The organism is uncultured Helicobacter sp. (assembly GCF_937906905.1).
GTDB lineage: Bacteria > Campylobacterota > Campylobacteria > Campylobacterales > Helicobacteraceae > Helicobacter_B.
The window spans coordinates 25,499-51,899 of sequence record NZ_CALERY010000023.1; the positions used below are offsets into that span (position 1 = coordinate 25,499).

Annotated in this window: 27 protein-coding genes; 6 read left to right on the top strand and 21 right to left on the bottom strand. The window is 46.6% G+C overall.

The features are described 5' to 3' along the window. Positions 1–48 precede the first annotated feature (48 nt). Positions 49–1,230, top strand: a complete 1,182-nt coding sequence (locus tag Q0171_RS06095; RefSeq protein WP_299327833.1) for an MFS transporter — start codon at positions 49–51, stop codon at positions 1,228–1,230. A 59-nt stretch (positions 1,231–1,289) separates the two neighbouring features. Here the strand turns inward: Q0171_RS06095 and Q0171_RS06100 are convergent, their stop codons facing one another. From Q0171_RS06100 to Q0171_RS06110, 3 genes are read right to left on the bottom strand one after another with little or no spacing between them, the layout of a single operon-like run. Beyond that, a complete protein-coding gene (locus Q0171_RS06100; RefSeq protein WP_299327835.1) occupies positions 1,290–2,318 on the bottom strand; it encodes a S1-like domain-containing RNA-binding protein in 1,029 nt (342 codons plus the stop codon). 15 nt (positions 2,319–2,333) lie between these two features. Next, the gene (locus Q0171_RS06105; RefSeq protein ID WP_299327837.1) at positions 2,334–2,783 is read right to left on the bottom strand and encodes a GatB/YqeY domain-containing protein; all 450 of its coding nucleotides are present in this window, start codon (positions 2,781–2,783) and stop codon (positions 2,334–2,336) included. Positions 2,784–2,813: 30 nt separating this feature from the next. After that, the gene (locus Q0171_RS06110; protein ID WP_299327839.1) at positions 2,814–4,823 is read right to left on the bottom strand and encodes a methyl-accepting chemotaxis protein; all 2,010 of its coding nucleotides are present in this window, start codon (positions 4,821–4,823) and stop codon (positions 2,814–2,816) included. A gap of 276 nt (positions 4,824–5,099) precedes the next feature. Between Q0171_RS06110 and Q0171_RS06115 the strand changes: the two genes are divergently transcribed. From Q0171_RS06115 to Q0171_RS06130, 4 genes are all read left to right on the top strand, one after another. After that, positions 5,100–5,930, top strand: coding sequence for a hypothetical protein (locus Q0171_RS06115; protein ID WP_299327841.1), 831 nt, complete (start codon positions 5,100–5,102; stop codon positions 5,928–5,930). A gap of 170 nt (positions 5,931–6,100) precedes the next feature. After that, on the top strand, positions 6,101–6,268 hold the full coding sequence (locus Q0171_RS06120) for a hypothetical protein (protein ID WP_299327843.1): 168 nt from the start codon (positions 6,101–6,103) through the stop codon (positions 6,266–6,268). A 207-nt stretch (positions 6,269–6,475) separates the two neighbouring features. Next, the gene (locus Q0171_RS06125; protein ID WP_299327845.1) at positions 6,476–6,847 is read left to right on the top strand and encodes a DUF485 domain-containing protein; all 372 of its coding nucleotides are present in this window, start codon (positions 6,476–6,478) and stop codon (positions 6,845–6,847) included. Further along, positions 6,844–8,508, top strand: a complete 1,665-nt coding sequence (locus tag Q0171_RS06130) for a cation acetate symporter (RefSeq protein WP_299327847.1) — start codon at positions 6,844–6,846, stop codon at positions 8,506–8,508. Before Q0171_RS06125 ends, Q0171_RS06130 begins: the two co-directional genes overlap by 4 nt. A 129-nt stretch (positions 8,509–8,637) precedes the next feature. On the opposite strand, the gene Q0171_RS06135 is transcribed toward Q0171_RS06130, so the two are convergent. The 4 genes from Q0171_RS06135 to fliW form a co-directional block, all read right to left on the bottom strand. Continuing rightward, positions 8,638–8,835, bottom strand: coding sequence for a hypothetical protein (locus tag Q0171_RS06135; protein ID WP_299327849.1), 198 nt, complete (start codon positions 8,833–8,835; stop codon positions 8,638–8,640). A 176-nt stretch (positions 8,836–9,011) separates the two neighbouring features. Next, positions 9,012–9,482, bottom strand: a complete 471-nt coding sequence (locus Q0171_RS06140) for a hypothetical protein (RefSeq protein WP_299327851.1) — start codon at positions 9,480–9,482, stop codon at positions 9,012–9,014. An 86-nt stretch (positions 9,483–9,568) separates the two neighbouring features. Continuing rightward, positions 9,569–10,471, bottom strand: coding sequence for a stomatin-like protein (locus Q0171_RS06145; RefSeq protein WP_299327853.1), 903 nt, complete (start codon positions 10,469–10,471; stop codon positions 9,569–9,571). Positions 10,472–10,937: 466 nt separating this feature from the next. Then, complete coding sequence (gene fliW, locus Q0171_RS06150; RefSeq protein ID WP_299327855.1) at positions 10,938–11,387, bottom strand: flagellar assembly protein FliW; 450 nt, start codon at positions 11,385–11,387, stop codon at positions 10,938–10,940. Between the two features lie 173 nt (positions 11,388–11,560). Here fliW and Q0171_RS06155 point away from each other — a divergent pair, with 173 nt between their 5' ends. Beyond that, positions 11,561–11,806, top strand: a complete 246-nt coding sequence (locus tag Q0171_RS06155; RefSeq protein WP_299327857.1) for an RNA-binding S4 domain-containing protein — start codon at positions 11,561–11,563, stop codon at positions 11,804–11,806. 58 nt (positions 11,807–11,864) lie between these two features. On the opposite strand, the gene trpA is transcribed toward Q0171_RS06155, so the two are convergent. The 14 genes from trpA to Q0171_RS06225 all read right to left on the bottom strand — a co-directional run bounded on the left by trpA (position 11,865) and on the right by Q0171_RS06225 (position 26,394). Further along, positions 11,865–12,689 (bottom strand): tryptophan synthase subunit alpha, encoded by an 825-nt coding sequence (gene trpA, locus Q0171_RS06160; RefSeq protein ID WP_299327858.1) that lies wholly within the window; start codon positions 12,687–12,689, stop codon positions 11,865–11,867. Next, positions 12,682–13,863 carry a tryptophan synthase subunit beta gene (gene trpB / locus Q0171_RS06165; RefSeq protein WP_366113862.1) on the bottom strand — a complete coding sequence of 394 codons (1,182 nt, stop codon included), beginning with the start codon at positions 13,861–13,863 and terminating at the stop codon, positions 12,682–12,684. The genes trpA and trpB overlap by 8 nt, the downstream gene beginning before the upstream one ends. A 119-nt stretch (positions 13,864–13,982) precedes the next feature. Next, on the bottom strand, positions 13,983–15,155 hold the full coding sequence (gene hypD / locus Q0171_RS06170; protein WP_299327860.1) for a hydrogenase formation protein HypD: 1,173 nt from the start codon (positions 15,153–15,155) through the stop codon (positions 13,983–13,985). A 15-nt stretch (positions 15,156–15,170) separates the two neighbouring features. Continuing rightward, on the bottom strand, positions 15,171–15,731 hold the full coding sequence (locus tag Q0171_RS06175; protein WP_299327862.1) for a DUF2147 domain-containing protein: 561 nt from the start codon (positions 15,729–15,731) through the stop codon (positions 15,171–15,173). 39 nt (positions 15,732–15,770) lie between these two features. Further along, positions 15,771–16,019 carry a HypC/HybG/HupF family hydrogenase formation chaperone gene (locus Q0171_RS06180; RefSeq protein WP_299327864.1) on the bottom strand — a complete coding sequence of 83 codons (249 nt, stop codon included), beginning with the start codon at positions 16,017–16,019 and terminating at the stop codon, positions 15,771–15,773. Between the two features lie 16 nt (positions 16,020–16,035). Further along, on the bottom strand, positions 16,036–16,749 hold the full coding sequence (gene hypB, locus Q0171_RS06185) for a hydrogenase nickel incorporation protein HypB (RefSeq protein WP_299327888.1): 714 nt from the start codon (positions 16,747–16,749) through the stop codon (positions 16,036–16,038). Positions 16,750–16,777: 28 nt separating this feature from the next. After that, positions 16,778–17,968, bottom strand: coding sequence for a glycosyltransferase (locus Q0171_RS06190; RefSeq protein WP_299327866.1), 1,191 nt, complete (start codon positions 17,966–17,968; stop codon positions 16,778–16,780). Position 17,969: 1 nt separating this feature from the next. After that, positions 17,970–18,419, bottom strand: a complete 450-nt coding sequence (locus Q0171_RS06195) for a PaaI family thioesterase (RefSeq protein WP_299327868.1) — start codon at positions 18,417–18,419, stop codon at positions 17,970–17,972. Continuing rightward, positions 18,419–19,753 carry a DUF1698 domain-containing protein gene (locus Q0171_RS06200; protein ID WP_299327870.1) on the bottom strand — a complete coding sequence of 445 codons (1,335 nt, stop codon included), beginning with the start codon at positions 19,751–19,753 and terminating at the stop codon, positions 18,419–18,421. The genes Q0171_RS06195 and Q0171_RS06200 overlap by 1 nt, the downstream gene beginning before the upstream one ends. A 6-nt stretch (positions 19,754–19,759) precedes the next feature. Beyond that, the gene (locus Q0171_RS06205; RefSeq protein ID WP_299327872.1) at positions 19,760–20,806 is read right to left on the bottom strand and encodes a hypothetical protein; all 1,047 of its coding nucleotides are present in this window, start codon (positions 20,804–20,806) and stop codon (positions 19,760–19,762) included. Further along, positions 20,806–22,857 carry a methionine--tRNA ligase gene (metG, locus tag Q0171_RS06210; RefSeq protein WP_299327874.1) on the bottom strand — a complete coding sequence of 684 codons (2,052 nt, stop codon included), beginning with the start codon at positions 22,855–22,857 and terminating at the stop codon, positions 20,806–20,808. Before metG ends, Q0171_RS06205 begins: the two co-directional genes overlap by 1 nt. 224 nt (positions 22,858–23,081) lie before the next feature. After that, complete coding sequence (locus tag Q0171_RS06215; protein WP_299327876.1) at positions 23,082–24,005, bottom strand: class II fructose-bisphosphate aldolase; 924 nt, start codon at positions 24,003–24,005, stop codon at positions 23,082–23,084. Positions 24,006–24,138: 133 nt separating this feature from the next. Beyond that, positions 24,139–25,146 (bottom strand): peptidylprolyl isomerase, encoded by a 1,008-nt coding sequence (locus Q0171_RS06220; protein ID WP_299327878.1) that lies wholly within the window; start codon positions 25,144–25,146, stop codon positions 24,139–24,141. Positions 25,147–25,419: 273 nt separating this feature from the next. Further along, positions 25,420–26,394 carry an iron-sulfur cluster assembly scaffold protein gene (locus tag Q0171_RS06225; RefSeq protein WP_299327890.1) on the bottom strand — a complete coding sequence of 325 codons (975 nt, stop codon included), beginning with the start codon at positions 26,392–26,394 and terminating at the stop codon, positions 25,420–25,422. Between the last annotated feature and the right edge of the window lie 7 nt (positions 26,395–26,401).

Here is a 26,401-nt window from a genome sequence, read left to right on the forward strand (position 1 = left end):
CAAGTATGCTAGAATCCATCGCAACAATCCACCCCCAAAGAGCCAGCAATGAGCAAAGCACAATCCACCGCCAACACACGCCGCAAAATCTTTTTCATCAATCTCCTACCCATCGTGCTAATCGCCCTAAATCTCCGCGCACCCATCGCTTCTATCGCGCCTGTGGTGGATTCTGTGCGTGAGTATTACGCGCTAAATGCCGCGCTTGCTGGGCTGCTTACCAGCCTGCCGCTGCTTGCCTTTGGGCTTGTGTCCTTTGCTGTCTCGTATTTTCAGCCTGTGCGTGCGATGTTTGTGGGGCTGCTTTGTATCCTGCTAGGTGAGATTGTGCGCTGCGTGGGCGGGAGTGCGGAGCTATTTATCGGCACGGCGATTATGGGCAGTGGGATTGCCGTGGCAAATGTGCTACTCCCAAGCCTTGTCAAATCCAAATTCCCCCGACAAATCCCCAAAATAATGGGGATTTACAGCCTTGTGCTCAACTTCTCCGCTATGCTTGGGGTGCTGCTGATTTTGCCACTTATAGGGCTGCTGCCTGTGCCTTTAGCTCTCTCTAGCTGGGCGATTCTCGCAGTGGCTGCCATTGCTAGCTATCTGCCTCAAATGAGCAACCGCAGGATCTCACGCCCCAAGCTCAAATCCACCGCCACAGGCACGCTTTTTGCCAATGTAAATGCGTGGAAAATCACGCTGTTTATGGGGATCACAAGCGCGATTGCATATAGCTTTTTCGCGTGGTATCCTAGCTTTCTTATATCCTTTGGCTTCTCTGCGCATTTTGCTTCACAGATGATGATTCTAGCCTACTGCATTCTCGTGCCTACGGCGTTTTTCGCGCCGCTTATGCTTGGGGTGCTGCCTAGTGCTCGCAGAATCTATCTCATCATTTTCATCTGTGGGGCGTATATTGTGTGCTTCGCCTTGCTGCTTATCTCCCAGCAGGTGTGGGTGGTAGCAATCGTCTCTGTGCTTATTGGCGTGCCTGTGGGAGGGGTGTTTGGGATCGCGCTGCTTTTTATCTCTACAAAAAGCTCCAATATCCAAACCGCCACCAAACTCTCCGCTATGGCACAAGGCGTGGGCTACCTCATCGCCGCGCTATCCCCTGTGGTGATTGGCAAAATTTATGATCATTTTCATAGCTTTACCTACGCGCTTGTGGGGCTGCTTGGCTTGGCGATTTTGCTAAATATTGTGGGCTATCTCGCCTACAAATCTCCACAGATCTAGAGGGTGGATTCTACTAGGCTGGGCTAGGTTTGCGTGGCTTGAGCTTGTGAAGCTTGCCCCTACAATGCGCGTATGCCGACATTTGGCGTTAGGGCAATGCGCTTTTGTGCGAGAAGCTTTGTGAGGGCGCGTTTTAGGGATTTTTTGCTTATCCCTAGCAGGGCTTGGATAGATTCTGGTGGGCTATCATAGTGTAGCGCTAGGCTGCCGCCATGCTCGTATAGGGCGTGGAGAATCTTTTGCTCATCGCTTTGTGTATCCTTAGCGCTTGAGGGGGTAAGATCGAGCTTGCCATCTGCTCGCACTTTGTGGATAAACGCCCATGCCCTCTCCCCAATCGTAAAACCCGCACGCGCGAAATGAGTTTGCATAGTCTTTGTGCTAGAATCTACTCCAGAATCAGTGCTGCGCGGTGCATAGAGTAGCCCATAGTAGCGACTCTCTACCACGCAGCTTAGCCCAAGTGCGCTTAGGGAGTATGGGAGTATGGAGACTTTTTTCCCGCGGTAGAATCCAGCTTTTTTGTGTGGTTTGTAGGGCTTGAGTTTAGATTCTATATCCTTTTTGGCGATCAGCCGTCCTGTTTTATCAAGCCCAAGCCACACGACTACTAGAGAGCCTAACGCATAGTTTGCAGGGGATTTGGTGGGCATGAATATATCTTTTTCCAGCCCTAGATCAAGGAATACCCCATGCTCTCCATGGCTCACGACGCGAAGTGCGGCGATGTCGCCTAGCTGGGCTAGCGGGAGGCTGGTGGTGGCGACAGGGCGATCGAGCGAATCTGTGTAGGTGAAAACCTCTAGATTCTGCCCCACTTGCGCATTATCAAGGCAAAACTTCTTGGGTAGCAGAATTTCGTGGAAGTGTTTTTGGGTGTTTTTATGGAGATCGTGTTTGACGCGATCTGGCTTGGGGTTTGGAGATTTAGATTTTGGTGTGCTAAGCCCATGCGCTTGGGAATCCACACGAGAATCCAAATCCCCAGAATCTGGCACTTTGAGATATGCGCCATGATCGCTAAAACGCGCAATCATAAGCGTGCATACCACACCTATGGGAATGGCTTTGGAGGTGGCTTGACTCATGTAGGCGTGAGAGTTTTAGGCATTTGCACCAAGCAGGGATTTTGCCATGGTGGAGATTCTGCGTCCATCAGCGACCTCACTTAGCGCTTTGGCTGCTGCCATGACTTTGCCAAGATCTTTTGGACTACTAGCACCTGTATCAGCGATGATTTCGCGCAGCTTATTTTCTAGCTGCTCATCACTTAGCTGGGCTGGGAGATAGCGCAAGATGACTTGCATTTCTTTATTTTCTTGCTCATAGAGATCCTCCCTACCAGCATTTTTGTAAGCCTGCGCGGCGTCTTCTCGCTGTTTGTAAGCGCTTTTTAGGATTTTGATGACACCGCTATCATCTAGGCTATTTCTCGTATCGACTTCGACTTGTTTAATCGCAGCATTCAGCAGCCGCACACAATCGCGCAAAAATACATCACCACTCTTCATGGCTTCCTTGAGATCTGCTTGCATTTGTTCTTTTATGCTCATGGATTCTCCTTTGATATCTTTATGGGCTATCTAGTGGCTTGACGCCTCATCGCCTTTTTCAAGTTTCTCTAGCACGAGTTCATATACTTTGATTTTTTTGAGCTCTTGATTGATTTCCTCGCTTACCCCTGCTTTTTGGCTCATTTGCGCAGAGAGCTCTTTCCCATTGTTGATGAGATTTGTGATGATGCTAGAGATGGTTTTAGATCGTTCGGAGACGCGTATCATACCGCTTGAGGCATTTTTCGCACTACTATCAATCGTATGCACGCTTTCGATCACCGACTTTACCGACGCGCTTGTCTCATTTAGGCTTTTTGAAGTGCGTTCGGCTAGATTCCGCACTTCATCTGCCACGACAGCAAATCCTCGCCCATGCTCTCCAGCGCGTGCAGCTTCGATCGCGGCATTGAGCGCGAGGAGATTTGTCTGGTCTGCGATTCCAGCAATGATGTCTAGCACGCGATTTAGATCGTCAATCTCGTCAAGTAAGTGGGAGATCTGTGCGCCAAGATCCATTTCCTGGCTGCCTGAGTGCATGCTATCTTCAAGATTCTGGGCAAAATCATTAAACTGCATATCCACTTCATCAAGATGTGTTTCCATTTGCGCAAAATCCCGATTAACAAGCTCGAGCGTATCGCTAGCACTTTTGAGTGTAGGGATAGAAGAGCCAAGCTGCTTTAGCATGAGTTTATGGATAGTGTCGATAAGCTCGAGGCGAGAGAGCTTGCGCTGGAGGAAGTAGGTTTTAAACTGGCTATATTGTAGGTGAAAGCTATCGAGAATCTCATCGCTAAAGCCCATACCACCATCTGTCTGTTTGACATGGTAGAAGAAAACCGCACTCAAAGTTTCATTGATATTTACACCTAGTAGCTCACCAAATGTCGAGAATCCAACCACAGGCACATCGGCAAAAAGATTCATTTTCTCTAGCGTAGCGCTGTTGTTGAGTCTTCGCAAAATGCAGTCGTTAAAGATTCCGCCAAGAGGTTTTGGCTTATTTGCTGCAAAGCGCGCATAGTCCTGCTGGGTATGCGCATACAAATCCACGCGCTCGAGCAAAAATAGCTCCTCACCTCGATCAATATCGCAATACATGGAGATTTTTTTGCCCTCGATATCAAAATTTGCAATCGAACGCACATAGACTTCGTTGTTGATTTTCACGCCAAAGGCATAGGACTTCATTTTCTCTGGGACCTGCGCGACATCGCAGCCAAAATGCTCTGCTAGCGCATCAAGCACATTGATACTGCGGTAGTGCTTTGTATCAAGAAACTCGCTAAGTGTGCGCGTTTTGACATTAGAATTTAGCACGACAAATTTCGTGGCAGTGGGCTTGAAGTTTTGGGTTTTGAAAATCCCAAAGTGAAAATCCGGGCGGAATTTCACATAGGTGATGACAGCTTTGCCCTGCACGATTTGCTTGTCGTTATAGATGTAGGTGTTTTGGAAGTCTAGCTTCCCGCCAGCGCTTCCGCCCACATACAAGCATGGTAATCGCCCAGCATTATAAATACTCTCCATGAGAAAGCTCTCTGCCCCACTAAGCCCATCAATCAGTGTGTAGGCTAGGGTATTGTGGTGCTCTACTTTAAATGGTGGGGGCGTGATATTTTTGATCTCTTTTTCGATAAATGCGATTTGCTCGTTTGGGTCGCTGTATTGCGTGCCTAGATTTAGCTCAACAATGTGAATATGATCAATCATCTCGCTGGAGAAAAGCATAAGGCTTGCTCCCATGCCATCTATGCCATCGCCGTAAAATTTAGGAAGCGGCGTATGTAAATGCCTGGAGCAAAGTAGCCCCGCGCTACTAGCCATGATAAGTGTGCAGGATTCTCCTAAGGCGCTTTTAATCTCGCGTGTGAGGCTTGCGAAATCTGTATTTGGTAAGCAGTAGCCAATAGCAAGCTTTGGGCGCATTGTAAGCTCGCTTAGGGTTTTTTGCGCTTCTCCGGGCTTGAGATAGAGACTTAGCATGTGCTTGGTTGGTATCTTGTGGCTGCTAGGACTTTTTGAAAATCCAAACATAAGAACTCCTTGATTTAGACTTATCGATGAAATAAAGCCGCAATTATAATAGAAAATAGCATGAAAGATTCCTATAAATAGCCTTATGTGCGGGCGGGTTATTTGTGGTAGTCCTTGATATAAACTAGATTCTAAACCTAGCTTGCTCATATTCATAGAGTCCCAGAATCTAGCTCAAAATCTGCCATTTAGGCTTTTGGGGCTTGTTTTTTTTTTTTTTTTTTTTGATTTACAATGCACGCTCCATTTTAGGCTACATATCATAGAGGAGCGACAATGAAAAGGCTTATCCAACTCATCTCAATCACCAGCTTGATTGCATTTAGCGCATTGCACGCGGAAGTAGATTCTGCAGAATCTAGCCCAGAATCTAGCACAAGTGTAGAATCCACCAAATCCCAAGAATCTAAAAGCAGTGCATTTGGATTCTGCAAAGGCAAGGTGGCAAACACGGGTTGTTTTATCGGCGCAGAAGTAGGCTTGGCGTTTGGCAGTAATCACTTCCAATATCTCCCAGAACTTATTAGCTCGGTAAGCGACCCGCTACTTAATGACAATAAGCTCCTAGCAGTGCCTGTGAATTTTATCTTTGGTCATCAGTGGTATTATGCGCTTAATCAAGGCGTGCGCTTTAAAGCTCATATCGGCTATACAAACTACAAGCCAAATTTCCCTAAATATCAAGCCAATGGTGGTGAAGCCGATATGCGTCTAACTTCCCACACACTACAATATGGACTAGAAGTTGCCTGGCTCTATGACTTTATCGCCAATGAAGCTTATAATTTTGGACTCAATATTGGCACAGGATTTGAAATCACACACTTGCTTGCTACACAGGGGAGTAATCAAGGACTAAATGCAGTAGGAGACTTTGGCACAAGTGCGGCTTGGGCGAGCTCTCTAGGGCTACATTATTTCTACAAAGCCAATCATCAGTTTTTCATAACCTACCACTACCGCACATATAGCACCACAAAAGGTGGAGCAAAAGTATCGATAAAAGATAGTCTAAGCAGTCAAAATAGCATTGATGTAATCCCCCTGGGCACTTTTATCGCTTCACCAAGACATATGGTATCACTCTCCTACGCCTATAAATTCTAAGCTTTATAGCTAGAATCCACCCTAGAATCTAAAGCTAGATTCTAGGGGCTTGTCATTAAACCATGGCGTTTTGCTAAATTCCTTTCTTTGACCAAATGTTTATTTCTTATGCGCCTTGCTTATCTTGGTGTTTAGTATGGGGCGAAATTATTTTCCAAAGCCTTGGGCAAATGCTAGATCGCGTTAGCTTGACCAAATGCGCGAGTCTAGTCAATCCAGCCCAAGCCACAGCCCCACACAGAGCCAAGCCAATCGCTTGCGAGTCAAAGCCACAGCCAGAATCTACACTAGAATCCATGCCAGATCGGTGGCGCATGTCATCGCTTAGAATCTCGTAACGCGATTACATGGAGACAAGATAGGCAGTCATTTGATTGACATTTTTACACATGTATTTTTATATATGTTACTATTTTACAATTATTATTGATATTTTCCTTGTATAGTATTTTATTGCACATTTTTTATTGTAGTATCGAGGTGTATGTTACTTTATTGGTATGGAATAGATGGTAACAGGAAGCTTTTACACAAAGGAGAGCGTGATGAAACTTACAGAGAATCAGCAAAAAGCCTTATCGAAATTTCGGCAGTTTGTTAGCTTTAGAAACAAAATTTCGCTTGTTCTTTCATTGGTGGTTTTGGTGTGCTACTACGCTTTTGTGCTTAGTGTGGGGCTATTCCCAGAAGTGCTTGGCTATCGCTTGGGACCAAGCTCTATTACGCTTGGGATTATTGCTGGGCTGTTTATCATTGTGCTAAGCATTATTGTTACGGGAATCTACACATTCCTAGCAAATACTTATTTTGATAAAGATCAAGAAAACATTCTAAATCAGCTGCAAGAGTCTAATCTAATCCAAGATCTACAAGATGGCAAGATCGACTACAAAAATCAGCAAGGAGGTGTTCAATGAAAGTGTTGCAAAAGTTTTCTACTACATTGCTTGCAAGCGCATTTGGTGTCTTGCCACTTTGTGCCGATGCAATCAATACAGGCGGAGCGAAAGCCGATGTCAATCCAATCGCCATTGGTATGTTTCTAGCCTTTGTGCTAGCGACATTGTTTATCACTTATCTTTCAAACAAAAAGAGTCAATCCGCGAGTGGATTCTACACCGCTGGTGGTAATATCACAGGGGCGCAAAATGGTATTGCGATCGCTGGGGACTATATGAGTGCGGCAAGCTTCTTGGGTATTACGGCATTAGTTTTTAGAGATGGATTTGATGGGCTGATTTATTCTATTGGCTTTTTGGTTGGGTGGCCTATTATTTTATTTTTGATTGCTGAAAAGTTTCGCAATCTTGGGAAATTTACCTTCGCTGATATTACCGCATATCGCCTTGATGCAAAGCCTATTCGCATTATTTCTGCAGTTTCTGCGCTAAGTGTGATTGTGTTTTACCTTATCGCACAAATGGTTGGAGCTGGGCAGCTCATACAAGCGCTTTTTGGACTTCCTTATGGCGTTGCGGTGATTCTAGTTGGGATTTTGATGATTTGCTATGTTGTCTTTGGCGGAATGCACGCCACAACTTGGGTGCAAATCATTAAGGCTGTGCTGCTTTTGGCAGGGGCTAGCTTTATGGCGATTATGGTGCTGTATTTGACAAAGTTTGACCTTACTTATTACTTTTCACAAGCTATTTCTCATCACCCAAAAGGTGAAGCGATTATGTCGCCGGGGACATTTCTACCAGATACCATTTCTGCTCTTTCTCTTGGGCTTGCACTAATGTTTGGGACAGCAGGATTGCCACATATTTTAATGCGTTTTTTCACGGTCAAAGATGCGAAAGAAGCTAGAAAGTCAGTGTTCTACGCCACAGGACTTATTGGGTATTTTTATATCCTTACCTTTATCATAGGCTTTGGTGCGATTGCTTTGCTTTATGGGAATCCTGAATTTACAAAGCCTGATGGCTCTTATAGCGGTGTGGCAAATATGGTGGCAATTAGCCTAGCAGAAGTGCTTGGGGGCAATGTCTTTTTAGGCTTTATTTCAGCGGTGGCATTTGCTACGATTTTAGCGGTAGTCTCGGGTCTTGCGATTTCTGGGGCTGGGGCTATAAGCCACGATTTGTTTGTGAATGTCTGTAAAGATGGCAAATGTGATCCTAAATTAGAGATGAGAGTAACAAAAGGTGCGACTATATTCTTAGGGATTTTAGCTATCGCGTTAGGATTCTTGTTTGAAAAGCAAAATATCGCCTTTATGGTGGGGCTTGCGTTTGCGATTGCTGCAAGTGTGAATTTCCCTATATTGCTGCTTTCAATCTATTGGAAGAATCTCACAACTAAAGGGGCGTTTTGGGGTGGACTTATAGGGCTTATTGTAGTGCTGACACTTGTGGTGCTAAGTCCTAGCATTTGGGTAACAAGCTTTGGCTTTGAGTCTGCGATTTTCCCTTATGATCATCCGGCAATTTTTACAATGCCTTTGACTTTTATAGCAATTTTTATTATCTCTAAGTTTGATGGCTCTAAACGAGCGAAGATTGATAGAAGTGGCTTTGAAGCACAAGACTTCCGCGCTCAAAGTGGTGTGGGTGCAAGTGAAGCGGTAGCCCACTAATTCTTGCAATCCACAAAAAAGGTGGATTGCAAGATTCTAAAAGCTCCTTTGAAAAAGGGCTTTTAGAGATTCTCCTTGTTTTCTGTCTTATCAAGTTTGGCATTAAGATTTATAAGCTGCTGATGAATATCAATAATGATAAAAAGCAGAATAAAAGGTTAAGATGACTAGCAGGACCCCAACAGCAATAATCACCAAACCACTTAAAAAACCACCAAACCCACCGCTAAACATTGTGGCTATGCCAGTAATCACAACAGCAATAAGAGCTAGCACATAGCATAGCTTGACGATAAAATTTCCCACGGATATGGTAAATTGAAACATTGTTTCTCCTTAAAATGTAATTTGTCCTTGCCATACAGGGTATTGCATTATAGAAAAATGCAGATATAAAGCCCATAAAATAAAGAGCGTTTTTTGTGTCATTTTGCTACAAATTTATGGTGTTTTGTGAGAAAGAGCAGAAAAGCTTCGTAAAGTTTTATATCGTGTGGATTCGGCTATGCTTTGTTACAGCTTGGTGTAGTGATGATTGCTTTGCCATTTTTGATTGCTAGAACTTTGACTTTATCGCCATTATGTAGTGTTTGATTTAGATTCTGGTCTGGATTTTGGTGTAAATCCCCAGAATCTACATATTCATACGCCCAGAGTGTGCCTTTAAAATCCACCATTCCCTCTCGTATCTCGCCAATCCCTGCTGCCTCATCAAACACATCGCTATATTTCTGCGATCGCTTGAAGCGTAGCTGCAGGGGTTTTTTGAGCAAGATAAAAGAGAGCAGCGAGATTGCGCAGATACTTATCGCTTGCCACATGTGGATATCACCAAAGCGCGCAAGCCCGACAAAATACTCCAACACCGCAGTGCCAAGTAGCCCTATCCCGATGAAAAGCAGGAAAAATGACGCGAAAAATATCTCCGCCACGATAAACGCAAGTCCCAAGCCAAGCAGCACAACCGCTGACATATCTCTCCTTTTGTTTAGATTCCCATTCAAGCACCCAGCTTTAGACTAGATTCTAGCTTGCTCCAGAATCTAGTCCGCTTATATGGTTATGCCTTTTTGCCTTTGCCTAGAAACTCGCCTAGCACGCTAAGTGCGCCGATAAATTCACTTGTCTCATAGGGAATGATGACTTTATCTTTGCTAGGGTTTTTGCTTAGCTCATTAAATGCCACTACGCGCTCTTTTGCCAGGAGGAATTCCGCTGCATGCACGCTTTTGCTCATTTGATTGGCGATTAGCTCCATGGCATCGCTCTGTCCTTGCGCTAGTGCGATTTGCTCATATTTCTTCGCATCTGCCATGCGCTCTATCGCTTCAGCTTGCAAGACTTTCTCTTGCTTGAGCGCTTCAGCATTGCGGATAAGGGCTTCTTTTTCCGCTTGGGCTTTTAGCTCGATTGCGCGCTTTTCGCGCTCGGCTTTCATTTGTAGATTCATGGCGTTTTCAATGTCTTTGGGGACAGAAATCTCGCTAATTTCAACGCGCATGATTTTGACTCCCCAGTTATTCGCTGCCTCGCCAAGTGCGACTTGTAGTGCGGCATTGAGTCTATCGCGCGATGAGAGAGAGTCATCGAGATTGATTCGCCCGATTTCACCACGAAGCGTGGTTGTCGCAAGATTGGCGATAGCTTGTTTATAGTCATTGACACTATACACAGCAGACTTGGCGTCAAACACTTTAAGAAAGACAATCCCATCAATATTGATATTGACATTATCTTTGGTGATGACCTGCTGGCGCCCGATGTCAATCATCTGCTCACGCGCACTCACCACAGCCGAGACCCTATCGATAAATGGCACGATAAAATGAAATCCCCCATCTAGCACTCGGTGGAAGCGCCCTAGCCGCTCGATGATGGCAACATCTGTTTGCGAGATGATTTTGATCCCAAAAAACAGCACTGCTCCACACAGCACCAATAACACCACTGCTGCTACTAGCATGCACACTCCTTAATCTTTGAGATTTCGGCATTATACACCAAGATATTGGAGATTATATCAATCGTGCCAAAGCTTTGAGAGCAGAATCCACTGCCGATATGGGGATTTTAGAAATAACGAAGTTGTGATGAGGTGCTCTTTTGCGAGGCTTTGAGATTGCCAGGTGTTTAGTGAAGGGCTGCTATCAGGCTTAGTCTATGCTCAATGAGTGTGTGCTACATGAGTGCTGATAAGCCCAGCACCACAGGCTCTGGCAGGTCAAAATCACGCAGGAGTTTCGCGCAAGAAAGCAGAATCTGCCCGAGCAGTAGCGCGCTCATCATCGTGCCACAAGCATAAAATAAAATCTAGGGAGTATTCTGCTATGGGAGATTATGCGGGCAAAATATATTGGGCATAGTCTGCAAGATTTGTGGTATTTGCAGAATCTGTATGGTGAGTTTGACTGACACCGCTTGGGATTTGACTATGAATCGGCAGAATCTGGCGCGCTAGTGTTGGTATTTGCATTAGCGCTTTCAAGACTCTCGCCCTCTTTATACCATTTGGAGATTGGCTCTGCGATGCTATATGCTGGGTATTTGAAGCTATCTAAGACGATTTGCGCCATGGTTTGATTGTCAAAATTAAATACCAAAGGTGCGAGAAAATTTATCGTGGAGTTTTGAATTGGGGTTTGCATGACCATGATATTGGCGACAAAGATATTCTTAGCATTTTCGAGATCGAGCAATAGCTTCATAGCTACCGGGACTTCGAAGTCATACTCGCGCAAGATAAAAGGATTGACCAGCACAAAAACAGGCGCTGGAGCATCGACATTACTCAAGCGCATGAAGATTTCATCAATCTTCTCTAGCTTCATTTTCACAACATCTTCAAAGCCTAAAATGGGCGATTTGACTTCAAAAATCATCACGAACCTTTTGTATCTGCAGACTAATATTCCAGGATTCTACCTAAAATTCCCCTATAAATGCAAATTTTACCGCGAAATTTTGGGGCTTGGAGCGCGAATTTGCAAAATTCATATACAATTGCGCGATAAACACTGCTAAGTCCAGAATCTAGCGATGACAAGGAAATTTTATGCGGATTGATAGCTTTCTTAATGCCACAAACATTGTCAAAAAGCGCGCAATCGCCCAAGACATGTGCGACAATAATGTCGTGGAGATCAATGGTGTGCGTGTCAAAAGTAGCAAAGAAGTGCGCGTGGGCGATCGCATTTGCCTGCACTTCCTTGAGCACACTAGGTGCTATGAGGTGCTTTCTATCCCTACCACTCGCACAACTTCAAAATCGATGGCGCACACATTTATCAAAGAGCTTTAATCACCAATAGCCACACATTACCCTAGGTAATCCTTTAGCCCAAAAGCCTTGCCAGAATCTAAGAATCTAGCGCATTGCGTATAGATGTGGCATAGTTCCCAAGCTCCTCTAATCGCTGCTCGTGGTTTTTATCGTGTTGCGCGCAGATTTGGACAATCGCACTACCGATAATCACGCCATCAGCATATTTAGCGATTTCGTGTGCCTGCTCTGGTGTGGAGATCCCAAACCCCACTGCCACAGGCACACTGGAAGCTTGCTTGATACGCGCGATAGTTTTGGCATTGATTTCTAGCGCATTACGCACGCCTGTAACCCCGAGCGATGAAACGCAGTAGATGAAGCCTTGCGCATCTTTAGCGATGTGATCAATCCTATCATCGCTGGTGGGCGTGATGAGTGAGATGAGATCTACGCCTTGGGTATAAGGAAGAAATTCTCCTCGCTCCTCATAGGGCACATCAGGGATAATCACACCATTGACTCCAAGTCGCCGCGCCTGGTCGAAAAACCACCTGCTCCCATGTGAAAATACGATATTGGCATAGGTCATAAATACCAGCGGGATACTACTCCTTGCTCGCACGCGCTCTACCAGAGAGAATATCTCCTTAAGTCTTGTGCCAGATTCTAGTGCGCGCGCGGTTGCAGCCTGGATCACTGCACCCTCTGCCACAGGATCGGAAAATGGAATCCCAAGCTCGATGATATCAGCACCATTTTCTATCAGTGTGAAAATCGCACGCTCGTTGAACTCTAGGCTAGGATCGCCGCAGGTGATAAAAGGGATAAAAGCCTTTCTCTTGGCAAAAGCTTGCGTAAGCCCAGAATCTAAAATGCTAGATTCTGGGCTAGTTTGGGTGGATTTTGCTGTATTACTCATAGATATCTTCTCCTTTGTAGCGTGCCATGGCGGCGCAGTCTTTATCTCCTCTGCCAGAGAGGGTTACAAGGATAAGCGAGTCTTTGGGCAGGGTTTTGGCAGTTTTTTTGACATAGGCGATCGCGTGAGCACTTTCAATCGCTGGAATAATACCCTCGATTTTGGAGAGATATTCAAAGGCATCTACTGCTTCATCATCGGTGATTGGCACAAATTCTGCGCGTTTGATGTCATGCAAATACGCATGCTCTGGACCCACACCAGGGTAATCCAGCCCCGCCGAGATACTATACACAGGCGCGATTTGTCCTTGCTCATCTTGGCAGAAATACGACTTCATGCCATGAAATATCCCCATTCTGCCAGTGGTAATTGTCGCGGCATTCTCTGGCGTATTTACACCTCTGCCCGCAGCTTCGCAGCCTATGAGTCGCACGCTAGAATCTCCTATAAAATGATGAAAACTACCAATAGCATTGCTCCCGCCACCCACACAAGCGACAACCATATCTGGCAGCCGCCCGGTAGATTCTAGAATTTGTGCGCGAGATTCTAGTGAGATGACACTCTGCAAATCACGAACGATTGTCGGGAAAGGGTGTGGTCCAACTGCCGAGCCGATGAGATAATGTGTGTCGTGCATACGACCACTCCACTCGCGCAAGGCTTCAGATACAGCATCTTTGAGTGTGGCAGTGCCACTGGAGACGAGATGGACTTTCGCACCAAGTAGGCGCATACGATAGACATTGAGTGCTTGGCGTTTGGCGTCCTCTTCTCCCATGAAAATCTCACACTCTAGCCCCAGAAGCGCGGCACCTGTCGCACTTGCTACACCATGCTGCCCCGCACCTGTTTCGGCGATTATGCGGGTTTTGCCCATTTTTTTGGCAAGCAGAATCTGTCCTAGGACATTATTGATTTTGTGTGAGCCAGTGTGGTTTAAATCCTCGCGTTTAAGATAGACTTGCACACCTAGATCAGCACTCATGCGTTTGGCATGGTAGAGCTTAGATGGGCGATTAGCGCATTCATCCAGTAGTGCGCATAGCTCGCTCTGGAAGCTTGGGTCATCTTTGTATGTATTGTAGGCACTTTCAAGTTCATTGATTGCATTCATAATCGTCTCTGGGACAAAGCGCCCGCCGTGATTACCAAAATATCCTATTTGCACTTGCAGTCCTTGTGGTGAGATTCCCTAGCTTTGTAAGAGCTAGAATCCAAAGTCTAGCGGGATTTTGCAAAGAAACTTCTAAAATGCCAGATTCTGCGCCTTGGCTTAGAGTCTTTTGCCTAGATCTTCCTGCCGTATTTGTAGTAGGCTGCGCATGCGCCCTCACTGCTGACCATGCAGCTCCCTAGTGGGTGCTCGGGTGTGCAGGATTTGCCAAACACTTTGCAATCAAGCGGATTTGCTACACCGCGCAGGATATCGCCACATCGGCAGGCTTTGTTATCCGCGATTGGCTCTTGGCTTAGTATTGCGCTAAACTCGCATTCTGCATCATAGGCGCGATATTCCTCTCTAAGCTGCAATCCAGATTCTGGGATTTCACCAAGTCCGCGCCACTCAAAGTGCTCGCGGAGTGTGAAAAACTGCTCTACAAGCTCTTGTGCTTTTGTGTTTCCCTCCATGCTTACTACGCGTTTGTATTGGATCTCGAGGCGTGGGGATTTCTCCTTGGCTTGGCGTGCGATAGCTAAAATACTCTCCATCATATCCACAGGCTCAAACCCACTCACAACAATAGGGATATGATAGCGTTCAAAAATTGGTGCATAGATTTTAGCTCCAGCAATCACGCTTACATGAGAGGGTGCGATAAGCGCGTTAATCTTACAATCACTAGAATCTAGTATCGCGCGAAGTGGTGGGGGGACTAGGACATGATTGCTATGGATAAAGAGATTTTGCAGCCCAGAATCTATGGCGCGCTGAAGCATGGCTGCAGTCATAGGCGTCGTTGTCTCAAAGCCTATGGCAAAATACACCACGCGCTTGGTGGGATTCTCCCGCGCGATTTCAAGGGCTTGCATGGGCGAGTAGATGAAGCGCACATCAGCCCCCTTAGCACGGGCATCTTGCAAGCTACCATGTGAGCCTGGCACGCGCATCATATCACCAAGTGTTAGAAGGATTACATCTTCTTGCATAGCAATATCGTATGCCTGGTTTATGCGGTGCTTTGGCATGATACATACAGGGCAGCCTGGTCCGTGGATACACTCGATATTTTCAGGCAGGAGCTGGGCGAGTGCATAGCGCATGAGCGTGTGGGTATGTCCGCCACACACTTCCATCATGTAGATTGGCTGCTCCAGCTCTCTGGCGACATGAGAGATCTCCTTGCCTAATGCAAGGATAGCTTCTTTATCGCGGAAGCTCTCGAGCAGTGTTTTTGTATCTATTGTTGCAGAAAGGGCTGGAGAGAGAGTGGCAGGCTTGGTGGATATGGATTCTGGCATGGTGTGCTTCAAGGCTTATTTAAATTCTTGGGCAATATCGTTTGCTAGAGAATCTTCCACGACTTTGAAGTCTGGTTTCTCGCTCTGGTATTTGGCGATTTGCTCTTGGGTAAGTGGTGTCCAAATGAGTGTTTGCCCCATCATGCCTAGCTTATCGATACTCGCGCGAAGTGTGAGATTGCCATTAGGCTCTTTGGTAACTTTTAGATGATATGTCTTGCCATCATCATAGTTATACACTTCGCCCCCGCTGAATGCCTTGCTGTCTTTTTTCAATCCATAGACAAACACCGAGCCTTTATCAAAGCGATCACGGAGCTTTGGATTTTGGTTTTTGCTATCCTTTTTAGGACCGCTACCATCGACATTGGCAAAGCCATAGGCGTAAAATTTACCATTGCGCGAGAAAAACTCCACGATACTTTGGCGCCCGCTATCGCCCACATGCGTCATATAGTAGCCTTTGAGCTCATCAGCTCCGCCATTTAGCGCGCTGGATTCTGCTCCTTCTTGCGCAAATACACTACTACAAAGCGCGAAAAATAGCGCAAAAACAGATGACACACAAATTCTCATGATTACTCCTTAGTTTGGTGATTTGTGGGGGATTTAGGCTCACTCGAGATATTCTTCCTCGTCCATATCTTGGACAATTTGCTTGTAGAGCTCGATAGACTCTAGCGCAGAATCTGTATCGATTTTGCTCATCACATAGCCGATGTGCAGCAGCACATATTCGCCTACCTGCACTTCTTCTTGCATGAGATCAAGGCTGGCTTCTCGGCTCACGCCTAGCGTCTCGATTGTCGCGGTGTTTTTTTTGCTATCTATGGAAAGGACTTTTGAAGGGATTGCTAGGCACATGGATACTCCTTCATGGCTAAAAACAATGGGTGGAATGATAGCCCATCTTTTTAGATTCTGCAAGGAATCTCACAAGCTCATGCAGGCTTGTTATATCTTTGGAGCTGGTTAGAAAGATTGGGATATTAGGCTTTAGTTGCGCAAGATCAGCGCGCACCCTATCAATAGAAAAGTCAAATACCTCGCACAAATCCGCCTTAGAGATGATTACCGCATCTGCACAAAGAAACATGCTGGGGTATTTGAGCACTTTATCATCACCCTCGGCACTTGAGAGTAGGACGAGGTTTAGATGTGCGCCTAAGTCATAGCTTGCGGGACAGACGAGATTGCCTACATTTTCGATAAATAGATATTCTACATCAAGCGCATTACGCGCTTTTAGTGCATTGTAGGCGTCTTCTACCATGGCGGCTTCTAGGTGGCAGGCAGCGCCTGTGAGAATCTGGTGCGCAGCGATTCCGCAATGCTCTAGCCTGTCTGCGTCGCGGTTGGTCTGCAAATCCCCCTCAATCACGCAAAATCTCATCATTATGTCTGCCTGCTCGCTGTATTTGGCGAGCGATTCTAGTAGGGTCGTTTTCCCGCTGCCTGGCGAGCTCATGAGATTTATGACATAGAGATTATCGTGCGCGTAGATTTCGCGCAGCTCATTGGCTTTTTTGTCGTTTTTGCTTAGGATTTTTTCTACGATTTGGAGAGATTTGGGACTTAGGGTTGGGTTGTCCATGAGAATCCTTTGGCTGTGATTTGGTATGTTAGGGGCGATTTGCGTAGTAAGCCCCAAAATCTGCGATGACTTCCTCATACATGGTAATGGCTTTGGCGATAGAGGATTCTAGTGTGTAGTTTTGCGCAGCTTTGGCATAGCGCTCGCCCTGTGCTTCACGCTCTTTCTCATGCTCTATCCAGTAGGTGATTTTATTGCTTAGGTCATTGGCATCGCCTGCGCGAAAAAGCGAGCGATGATCTAGTGCAAACTGCGAAGTCGCCGAGACTTTAGAATCCGCGATAACTGGCACCACGCCGCACGCTATGGCTTCTAGGCACGCTATGGCTTCGCCCTCGACTTCAGCAGCATGGATATAGAGCGTGGTTTGTTGCAAAAGCTTTACAAGCTCATGCGGAGGCAAGAAGCCAAAATCCACTGCATTTGGCAGGCTCTGCGCAAGCTTTTTTAGCTTGGATTCCCTAGGACCTATGCCTTTTAGGTGGAGATGGATTCTGTCGCGATAGGGGTTTTGCGCGATGGCTTTGATGAGAAGGTCTTGGCGTTTTTCTGGGGAGTATCGCCCCACCATTGTGATATGGATAGGGGCGCTAGCCTTTTTGTCTGCTGCTTGAATTTCTTGTCGCATTTCCTGCTCTGCTCTAGATTCTACCCCAGAATCCCCTGCTTTGAAGCTTGGATCAAAGCCATTGGAGATGACATATTTTTTCCCGCCATAGCCTGCGCGCTCGAGCTCGTCTTTGATAAGTTTGGAGGGGCAGTGGATATGGTGGATATGCCGATAAAACCGGCGGTGAAATAGCCAAAAAATAAAGCGATTGAGTGGGGCAAGATTTTGGAGACCGATATTGTAGGTAATATGCTCTGGCTGGAGATGAAAGGCTGCCATATAGGGGATACGCATAGATTGCGCTACTTTTATGGCGACTTGCTCAAGCTTAAAGGGCAAAAATAAATGCACCACATCTGCCCCTGCAAACGCTCGCTCCAGCACTGCTTTATCAGGCTTGCCAAACACCATATGCTGCGGGCGTGAGAACTCCGATACGATAGGGATATAGCGTGTGCGCACAGGGTAGAATCCCTCTCCCTCCACATGTGGCGCGACCACGCGCACGCTGTGCCCGGCATGTTGTAGCGCAGTAGCAAAGCGTGCCGCAGTCATAGAAGTGCCATTGCTTTTATCTGCAAAACTATCTACCACAAGCACGATGAGCAAATCATAGCTCCTTGTCGTCTTTGAGTTTAAGCTTGAAGAGCTTTTTGTCAAAGATGACGATATAAAATAATCCATCAAAGATTTTGATATTAAGCACAAACCCCTCGACTTTGACCTCGCATTTGCGCATATCGCCTAGCAGGGTTTTGGCTTTTAACTCGACTACTTGATTTGTCTCCACAGGAGCTAGGAATTTCACATCAGAGCCGATAATGATAGAGTGCTTCTTGTTGATTGCACAAAGCGCCGCAAACCCAGCGGCTGCTTGCACGAAGCCTGTATGTGTAATGCCTGGCTCTACCTCCATGTCTTCGCGTGTGGTGAGCGTTACGCGTGCTTTGTCTTTACTCATTTCTTCAAGATGCCCGCAAAAGTGCATATTGATATTTGCGCCCACAACCCTGTCATTGACCGAGACACTCTGGCGCTCTTGCAATTCCTCTTCGTCCATTATGCTCTCCTTATTTTGATATATGCTCGCTTAGGTGCTGGGTAGCCCTCAATAGTCTTGCTTTCATCGTCTGGGTCAAGGAAGCTCTCTAGACTTAGAGAATCTATCCAGCGTGTTTTTCGCTGCTCTTGCGTGGTGGTAGGCATGATCGCTAGTAGCTCCATATCCACAAATCCACAACGCTCACACCAGCCCTCCAACGCGCGCAGCGTAGGCAGGAAATAGACATTGCTCATTTTAGCATAACTTCCGCGCACGCTAAGCACCAGATCCAGCTCGCGCAGTGGCTGGGGCAAGGCGCTAGATTCTGGTGTGGAGCCTTTAGAAAGCAAGTTGGCAGGATCGAAGATGAGTGTATCTATAAACGCCACACCATTTTTGTGCAGGCTTTGGGCAAGGGATTTTAGCGTGGCAAACACATCGCTCCTGTGATAGAGCACGCCAAGGCAGAAAAGCACATCAAATTTGGCGGCTTTAGTGTTTGTGTAGGCGATGAGATCTTGCACGCCTAGTAGCTCATAGCGTAGTGGCGCGCGTGTGAGCTGCTGAAGCAGGGAAAACTGGCAAAAAAACAGCGCACTAGGGTCAAAGCCTATGACTTCATAGTGCGCACCAGAATTAGATTCTGGTGCATTAGACGCTGTGAAATGTGTTTGCAGCATGGCGTGCATGGCAAGCATATAAAATCCATTATTACACCCAACATCTGCAATCCTAAGCGCTTTGCCCCCTGGTGTAAGATCTCGCACGCATGCCATGAAATGCGGCGCAAGGAGATTCCACTTTATTTGACTCTGCCATTCGCTATCAATATGTAGGGTGCGCGTGGGACTTTTGAGCGTGAAAGGACCTTTGCGCCAGCCTTTGAGTCGCAGGGCGAGAAGGGCGAGAAGATCAAGCAGGCGCGGAGCGGATTGGGGGGTAGATTGTGGTAATGAGTTTGATAGACTAGATTCTGGGCAAGGGGATTTTAGGGAGGGGGATTGCGCGCTAGAATCTCGTGGCACAATCACAGCATCTAGTTCAGCTCTTATGCTGGATTGTTGTAAGGCAGAATCTGGTGTAGAGGCAAATGAGGTGATAAGCTGCGTATAGAGTGCTAGCGCAGCAGAGTCCAGCTCCCAATCAAACGCCACACTTGCAATCTCCACGCCCAATGTTTCATCATAGCACACCTGCGCATTAAGCGCTGAAAAAGACTTGCATAAACCCTGTGAGATCCCAGAGTCTTTGGAGTCTCTTGGGCTTGCGCATAGATTCTGGGACAAAATCTGCCCAAGCTCACCCAAAGCCTTATGCAGTGGGGCGATGTGTTTAGATTCTAGTGGATTCATCTATGGCTAAAATAGCGTAGGAACATGCTCTTGGGGCATTTGAGAGAGCACAAACACCAGCCCCTGTGTGCTGATCCCAAACACCAGCCCGAAATTATAATCCGTCTTTTTGAGCAGAGCTGGTAGCTCGTTTGATGAGTCATAGTAGAGAGGCTCTAGTGCGCTATTTTCCAGCACTTGGGAGATCATCTGCTGGGGTTGCTCATCGAGAAGACGGGGCATAAACACCACGATTTTCGCCCATTTTACTTCATCGTGCAAGAAGTTTGCGTAGCGCAGAAAAATCTCTGTGTCGTTGGTGGGGATAATCACGCGCGCACTCGAGCCAAATGAAAGGATTCTCGCATCTTGGGTGAGCGAGATTGGCATGAGGGCAGGGATTGGCTCAAAATGCGAAAAATCACACACAATCCCCTCGCAGATACACAGCGCTACCACCGCAGCAAGCTCGGGGACAAACACGCTTGGTAGCGGGATATGAAACGCATGGAGCTTGTAGTAGAATTTAATCTCAAACATAGAAGACTCTGCAAGCGTAAAGGGCAGAATCTCTGGTGTGGTGCAGGGTGTGGATTCTAGTGCGAGCTCGAGAACTTGGGGGGATTTGGTGATAATGACTTCTGGGTGAGTCTCCTCCAGCGCGTCTAAAAGCTCCATAGGACTATCATCAAAAAATAGCACCGATTTGGCGCGGATTAGGGATTTGGCGATGAGGTATTGAGTGGGGTTTAAGGCAAGCATTTTGATCCCGCGCGCTAGAAGCTCATAGCGCGTTAGGCGGATAATGGCATCTTGCATAGATTCTACACGAATCCATGCAATTTCTTCATCGTGTATCTGGGTTTGTAAAAATTTATCAAACACGATTCCAAACGCCCCACGCACGAGTGCTGCGTCTATGTCGCTTGGGTTTGTAGCAAAAAACAGCGAGCCTCGTTTGATGTCCTCCAGCCGCGTGCAATATCCACAGAATCCACCAATAGCAGGAGCATTGATGAGCTTGCCATTGATGATTTCTACGATTTCTTGCACTTTTTGTGTGATGACTTGCACTAGCTTACCTTGCTCCCGTTTTTTCTCCTCCCATCAATGCGCACGAGTGAGAGGGATTCTGTATCTTTGCTAGCAAGTATCATTCCATAGCTGTATTGCCCCATGATTTTGGCAGGCTTGAGATTGGCAATCATACACACCTGTGTGCCGATGAGCTGCTCTGGTGTGTAATACTCTGCAATCCCGCTTAGCACGATTCTAGGCTGCTGCTCCCCGATGTCAATTTGCAAGCGCAGGAGTTTGGTGGATTTTGGCACAGGCTCTGCGGATAGCACCTCGCCCACACGGATATCAAGCTTTGCAAAATCGCTAATACCAATCTCTTCACCAATGCTTGCTATGCCTGCTATCGCAGGGGCTGTGGAAGTGGATTTTGCACCAGAATCCTTTGTGCTAGAATCTGGTGTGGTGGATTTTGGGGTTGATTCCACGCTAGATTCTGGGATTAGCAAGGAGTCGATTTTTTGGAAAAGTGGCGCGACTTTATGGAGGGTAAAATGCGTATCATAGGCGTTTTGGGTGATGAAATGCGCATAGGATTCTGGAGCGATTTGGCGCGTGAATGCGCTTGTGATTTTCTGGCTCGTCTCTGGCATGATGGGATAGAGTGCATGTGCGACTTTTAGCAAGAGATTTGCCAGGAGACAAAGGAGGCTCTGTAGCTTTGCTAGCTCGCCTTGCTTGAAAAGATTCCAGGGCTCGTATTTGGCGATTGCTGTATTGCCGATATGCAGGAGCTTCCAGACTGACTCGATATATGTTTTAGTCTGCATGGTGCGCATATTTTCACCAAGCCCAGTGAGAATCTCTGCAATCTGCTCGCATTCTTGCGCGAAATGTGCTCTAGCAAAATGCGGTGCGTCGATGACAAGTGCGGTGTATTTCTCGCTAATGCCTAGCACGCGATTTAGCAGATTGCCAAGATCATTTGCTAGCTCACCATTGATACGCTCAATAAGTCCGCGCTGGCTAAAATCCCCATCTTGCCCAAATGGCGTTTCTCGTAGCAGGTAGTAGCGGAGATTTTCCACGCCATAGCTCTGCGCAAATGCACGCGGGTCGATGACATTGCCAAGTGATTTGCTCATTTTCTGTCCATCGCGCATCCACCAGCCATGTGCGTAGATATGCTTAGGTAGCTCTAGCCCTAGACTCATCAAAAATGCGGGCCAATACACTGCATGGAAGCGCAAAATATCTTTGCCCACGATATGTGTGGCATGCTGCCAGAATCCTTTGAGATTATCTTGTGTGTGGGAGGCTTTGGATTCTGGGGCTGGGCTGATACACGCTCCATGGTTATAAAACCCTAGTGCGCTTACATAGTTAAACAGCGCATCAAGCCACACATAAGCGATGTGCTGCTTGCTAGGGGTTTTGGATTCTCCGTTTATGGATTTTGTCGTGATTGCTGGGAGCTGCACGCCCCAGGAAAAGCTCGTGCGCGAGATTGAGAGATCTTGTAGTCCGCTCTCGACAAAGCGTATGACCTCATTTTTGCGGTATTTTGGCAAAATGACATCTTCGCTACTAGCATACCACTCTAGGAGCCTTTCTTGGTATCTGCTAAGCGCGAAAAAGTAGCTCTCCTCTTTAATCTTAGTAAGCTTTTTTTCTCCGGCGCAGTCTGGACAGATTCCAGAATCTATATTGAGAAAAAAGCTCTCACAGCTCACGCAGTAATCCCCCTCATATTCGCCTAGATAGACATCGCCACGCGCACAAAGCTGCTCAAACACACATGCGATAGATTCTAGGTGGTAGTCATCAGTGGTGCGGATAAAATGATCATATCTAATCCCCATGAAATCCCACAAGCTGCGGAAAACTGCACTGATCTCATCAGTATAGCTCTGCGGGGATTTACCTTTGGCTTTGGCGGATTGCTCGATTTTCTGTCCATGCTCATCGGTGCCTGTGAGAAAAAACACTTCATCGCCCTGGAGGTAGCGGTGTTTTTTTAGCATATCAGCGATGATTGTTGTGTAGGCATGACCGATATGTGGAATGTCATTGACATAGTAAATAGGGGTAGTGATAAGCTGCTGCATCGTGTATCCTTGCTCTATTGTGATTTTGAGATTCTGGTGAGATTTGTAGCGGATTTGTGGCGTAATTATAGGCTTTAAAGCTTAAAATTTGTGCCTGAAGCAAGAGAGATATGGAGCCGCTTTGTGGAAGGCGACTCCTTTTGCTTACCCAAAAGCTTTAAAAGAGACCAAGCAGGATTCAAAGAAAGCCCAAGGAGTTTAAAGAGACTAGGAAATTAGAGATTCTATATCTTCCCAGCACTCCCTAGAACCCGCATGCGCTCGCTGATAACATGCCTCATCGCTTCCATCGCAGGGGTAAAAAATTTACGCAAGTCAAACTGCGTGGGATCGTCATTTGCTACCTTGCGCACCTGTGCCATGAAAGCTATGCGTAAATCTGTGTCTGTATTGACCTTGTTTATCCCGCCTTTGACTGCTTCTTGGAGGAATGCAAACGGCACGCCTTTGCTGCCTTTGAGATCACCACCGGTGGAGAGAAAAGACTCGCGCACATACTCTGGGATAGCGCTTGCGCCGTGTAAAACAAGCGGGATATTTGTGCGGGCTTTGACTTCCTGGAGACGCGCGAAATCAAGCTTGGGCTCGCCTTTAAACTTAAATGCGCCGTGGCTTGTGCCAATGGCAGGGGCGAGGAAATCGACCTTGCTTTTTGCGACAAATTCCTCTGCTTCATCAGGGTTGATAAGCACCGCGTCTTTTTCATCGACAGAGATATTATCTTCAATCCCCATGAGTCGTCCAAGCTCCGCTTCTACGCTCACACCTTTGCTATGGGCGTATGCTACGACTTTGGAGGTGAGCTCGAGATTTTCGGCAAATGGGTGGTGTGAGGCATCAATCATCACAGAAGTGAAACCAGAATCTATGGCTCTCTGGCAGGACTCGAAGCTCGTGCCATGATCTAGGTGCAGGGCGACAGGGATATGTGCATAGCGCTTAGCCATGACCTGTGCCATACCTACGACCATATCGATACCGAGATATTTGATAGCGCCCTCGCTGGCTTGGATAATGATAGGCGATTTAGCTTCATCTGCTGCCATGAAAATCGCATGTAGCATTTCAAAATTCACGAAGTTAAATGCGCCTACGCCATAGCCTTCTTTGTGGGCTTTTTGCAAGATTTCATTTCCGCTTACTAGCATTAGATCTCCTTAAGTGGGTGTTGGGATTAGTGGGATTCTGGGATTTCAATATTTAAGCACCTCGCGCCACTTCTGGGAGCCTGGGCTTGGCACCATGACTAAAAGTAGGGCGAGCTGGATAGATAAGGCAGAGCTAGTTGGTGATTTGGACCTTGGCTTTTGCGCGGAGATCATCGACTTTGCGCTTCATTGCTTCAGCGACTCTTTGCTCATTTAGCATACCGATAATTGGCTGTTTAATCGCGTCAAATTCAAGTTTATCTGCTTTAGAGATGACATAGATTACATGGTAGCCAAACTCTGTTTTCACAGGAGCTTTAGAGTATGTCCCCTCACTCATGCTAAATGCTGCATCAGAAAATGGCTTGACCATTTGCTCGCGCGAGAATACCCCTAGATCACCGCCATTTTGGGCTTGCTTATTGCCTGGATCGACTGTCTGTTTGTTGGCAAGCTCGATAAATTTAGATTCTGCCTTGTTTTTGGGCGTTTTATTAAGCTCGTCGATAATCTTTTTCGCTTCGGCTTCGGTTTTTACTACAATGTGGCGCGCATGGACATTTGGCTTGCTGAAGTCAGCTTTATGTGAGTCATAGTAGGCGCGTGCATCTTGCTCACTCGCTCCACCCTTGCTTGCGATTTCTTGGAATTGCTTTTGCGCCCATGCTTGGACAAGGAGACGATCTTTGATGTTTTGTGTAATTTTCTCAAAGGCTTTGGTAAATTCTGGCGTGGTGTCGAGTTTGGCACGCTTAGCTTCTTTGGCGATAAGGACATTGTTTATAGCTTGATCGAGTAGCTCTTTTTGCTGCTCTTTGGTGAGCTTAGCGAAATCAAATCCAGGATTTTGTGCGCGGATCTCATCAAAGACTTCTTCTGTGATTTGCTCGCCATCGACGGTGGCTAGGACTTTGGCTCCAAGCGTGGTGGCACCTAGCGCGCACGCAGCAATCATGGAGAGTAAGCTGGCTTTCATTATAGTGTAGGGACTTTTCATTTCTGGCTCCAGTGTGTAGATTTTGCTATGCAATGCCGGGAATTGTAGCGGGTTTTTGTAAATTGTTAGTGTGAGCGAATTTTCAGCTAGAGACTTACGCATTTTTGTGGTTTGGGCAATTATAGATTCTTGGCTAAATCGCATGTGCCAGAGTGCCTATGGCTTACATGCTTGCTGATTTTGACATTGGCAAAAGGCTTGTATGGTTGTGTCGCTATTATTGCGTGGGAAAGGAAAATCTAGTTTTTTGGGGAGCTGGAAAACTTTTTGGCAGAGCGTGGTTTGGACAAGCAGCTAGGCTACATGGCTATAAAGAGCTAGGGCAAAGCTATATGCTCACCACTAGCGCAAAGATTCTGCTCTCATCGCCCTGACACCAAGCATAGGATTAGCACTGGAATCTAGCTAGATTCTAGCCTAGATGGGCAGCACGCGGATTTTGGGGTGTAAGTTTTCTTGCAAAATGGATTCTATGGCATAGAGTGTGCCAGTTGCCCCACTCGCACAGCCGCTACACGCCCCAAGATAGCGGATATACACATCGATAAACCCATCGCTTGTATCCTTAATGTCTAAAATCTCCATATCGCCGCCATCCATCATAAGCATTGGGCGGATATGCTCATCAATGACTTTATCAATAGCACGCACCTTTTGGGCTATGGTCATTTCAGCAAATGCGATGTCTCCGCCTTTATCCGCTACCTTTTTCACAGATTCTTTATCCATCTCCGCCCTTACTTGTGCGAGTATATCTACCAAATAATACTCCCTCTCCTCGTGTCCGCCGGGCTTAATACAGCTTTTACAAAATGCCCCTGCTTTTGTGTAGTTTGTGATTTCTTCTACACTTTTTAGGTCATTTAATTTGATGACTTCTTTAATCGTAGATAGGCTAACGCGTGCGCACTCACACACGATGATTTCACTCTCAAAGTCCGCTGCGTCCTTACCTAGATAAATCCCCGCCGCCTTTTTAATCACATCATAAGCCATAACAGAGCAGTGCATTTTCTGCCCGGGGACTGCCGGGGTGTCTGGGTCATCACGCAAGGCGTGCTCTACATCAAGGTTGGTGATTTTTACCGCGTCTTGCACTTTTTTGCCAAGGCAGAGTTCCACCATCATATCACTACTTGCAATCGCCGTCCCACAGCCAAAGCTTTTAAACTTCGCATCAATGATTGTGTCATTGCTATCCACAAGCCAATACAGCCGCACCGCATCGCCACACGACTCTGCGCCATAGTCTGCCACGATGAGCTTTGCTCCCTTTTCATCAGCGTCTTTTTGTGTCAAAACGCCTAAATGTGTGGGATTATCCATTCTCTCGCTTACTTTGTTTGAATATGCGTCCCATAACGCACCACCGATTAAGTCATTCTTTGCCATTTTCTTT

Bases quoted from the DNA above. Each gene is read 5' to 3' on its own strand.
- Q0171_RS06095 (WP_299327833.1), top strand. From the start codon at position 49: ATGAGCAAAGCACAATCCACCGCCAACACACGCCGCAAAATCTTTTTC.
- Q0171_RS06100 (WP_299327835.1), bottom strand. From the start codon at position 2,318: ATGAGTCAAGCCACCTCCAAAGCCATTCCCATAGGTGTGGTATGCACG.
- Q0171_RS06105 (WP_299327837.1), bottom strand. From the start codon at position 2,783: ATGAGCATAAAAGAACAAATGCAAGCAGATCTCAAGGAAGCCATGAAG.
- Q0171_RS06110 (WP_299327839.1), bottom strand. From the start codon at position 4,823: ATGTTTGGATTTTCAAAAAGTCCTAGCAGCCACAAGATACCAACCAAG.
- Q0171_RS06115 (WP_299327841.1), top strand. From the start codon at position 5,100: ATGAAAAGGCTTATCCAACTCATCTCAATCACCAGCTTGATTGCATTT.
- Q0171_RS06120 (WP_299327843.1), top strand. From the start codon at position 6,101: ATGCTAGATCGCGTTAGCTTGACCAAATGCGCGAGTCTAGTCAATCCA.
- Q0171_RS06125 (WP_299327845.1), top strand. From the start codon at position 6,476: ATGAAACTTACAGAGAATCAGCAAAAAGCCTTATCGAAATTTCGGCAG.
- Q0171_RS06130 (WP_299327847.1), top strand. From the start codon at position 6,844: ATGAAAGTGTTGCAAAAGTTTTCTACTACATTGCTTGCAAGCGCATTT.
- Q0171_RS06135 (WP_299327849.1), bottom strand. From the start codon at position 8,835: ATGTTTCAATTTACCATATCCGTGGGAAATTTTATCGTCAAGCTATGC.
- Q0171_RS06140 (WP_299327851.1), bottom strand. From the start codon at position 9,482: ATGTCAGCGGTTGTGCTGCTTGGCTTGGGACTTGCGTTTATCGTGGCG.
- Q0171_RS06145 (WP_299327853.1), bottom strand. From the start codon at position 10,471: ATGCTAGTAGCAGCAGTGGTGTTATTGGTGCTGTGTGGAGCAGTGCTG.
- fliW (WP_299327855.1), bottom strand. From the start codon at position 11,387: ATGATTTTTGAAGTCAAATCGCCCATTTTAGGCTTTGAAGATGTTGTG.
- Q0171_RS06155 (WP_299327857.1), top strand. From the start codon at position 11,561: ATGCGGATTGATAGCTTTCTTAATGCCACAAACATTGTCAAAAAGCGC.
- trpA (WP_299327858.1), bottom strand. From the start codon at position 12,689: ATGAGTAATACAGCAAAATCCACCCAAACTAGCCCAGAATCTAGCATT.
- hypD (WP_299327860.1), bottom strand. From the start codon at position 15,155: ATGCCAGAATCCATATCCACCAAGCCTGCCACTCTCTCTCCAGCCCTT.
- Q0171_RS06175 (WP_299327862.1), bottom strand. From the start codon at position 15,731: ATGAGAATTTGTGTGTCATCTGTTTTTGCGCTATTTTTCGCGCTTTGT.
- Q0171_RS06180 (WP_299327864.1), bottom strand. From the start codon at position 16,019: ATGTGCCTAGCAATCCCTTCAAAAGTCCTTTCCATAGATAGCAAAAAA.
- hypB (WP_299327888.1), bottom strand. From the start codon at position 16,749: ATGGACAACCCAACCCTAAGTCCCAAATCTCTCCAAATCGTAGAAAAA.
- Q0171_RS06195 (WP_299327868.1), bottom strand. From the start codon at position 18,419: ATGGACGAAGAGGAATTGCAAGAGCGCCAGAGTGTCTCGGTCAATGAC.
- Q0171_RS06200 (WP_299327870.1), bottom strand. From the start codon at position 19,753: ATGAATCCACTAGAATCTAAACACATCGCCCCACTGCATAAGGCTTTG.
- metG (WP_299327874.1), bottom strand. From the start codon at position 22,857: ATGCAGCAGCTTATCACTACCCCTATTTACTATGTCAATGACATTCCA.
- Q0171_RS06215 (WP_299327876.1), bottom strand. From the start codon at position 24,005: ATGCTAGTAAGCGGAAATGAAATCTTGCAAAAAGCCCACAAAGAAGGC.
- Q0171_RS06220 (WP_299327878.1), bottom strand. From the start codon at position 25,146: ATGCGATTTAGCCAAGAATCTATAATTGCCCAAACCACAAAAATGCGT.
- Q0171_RS06225 (WP_299327890.1), bottom strand. From the start codon at position 26,394: ATGGCAAAGAATGACTTAATCGGTGGTGCGTTATGGGACGCATATTCA.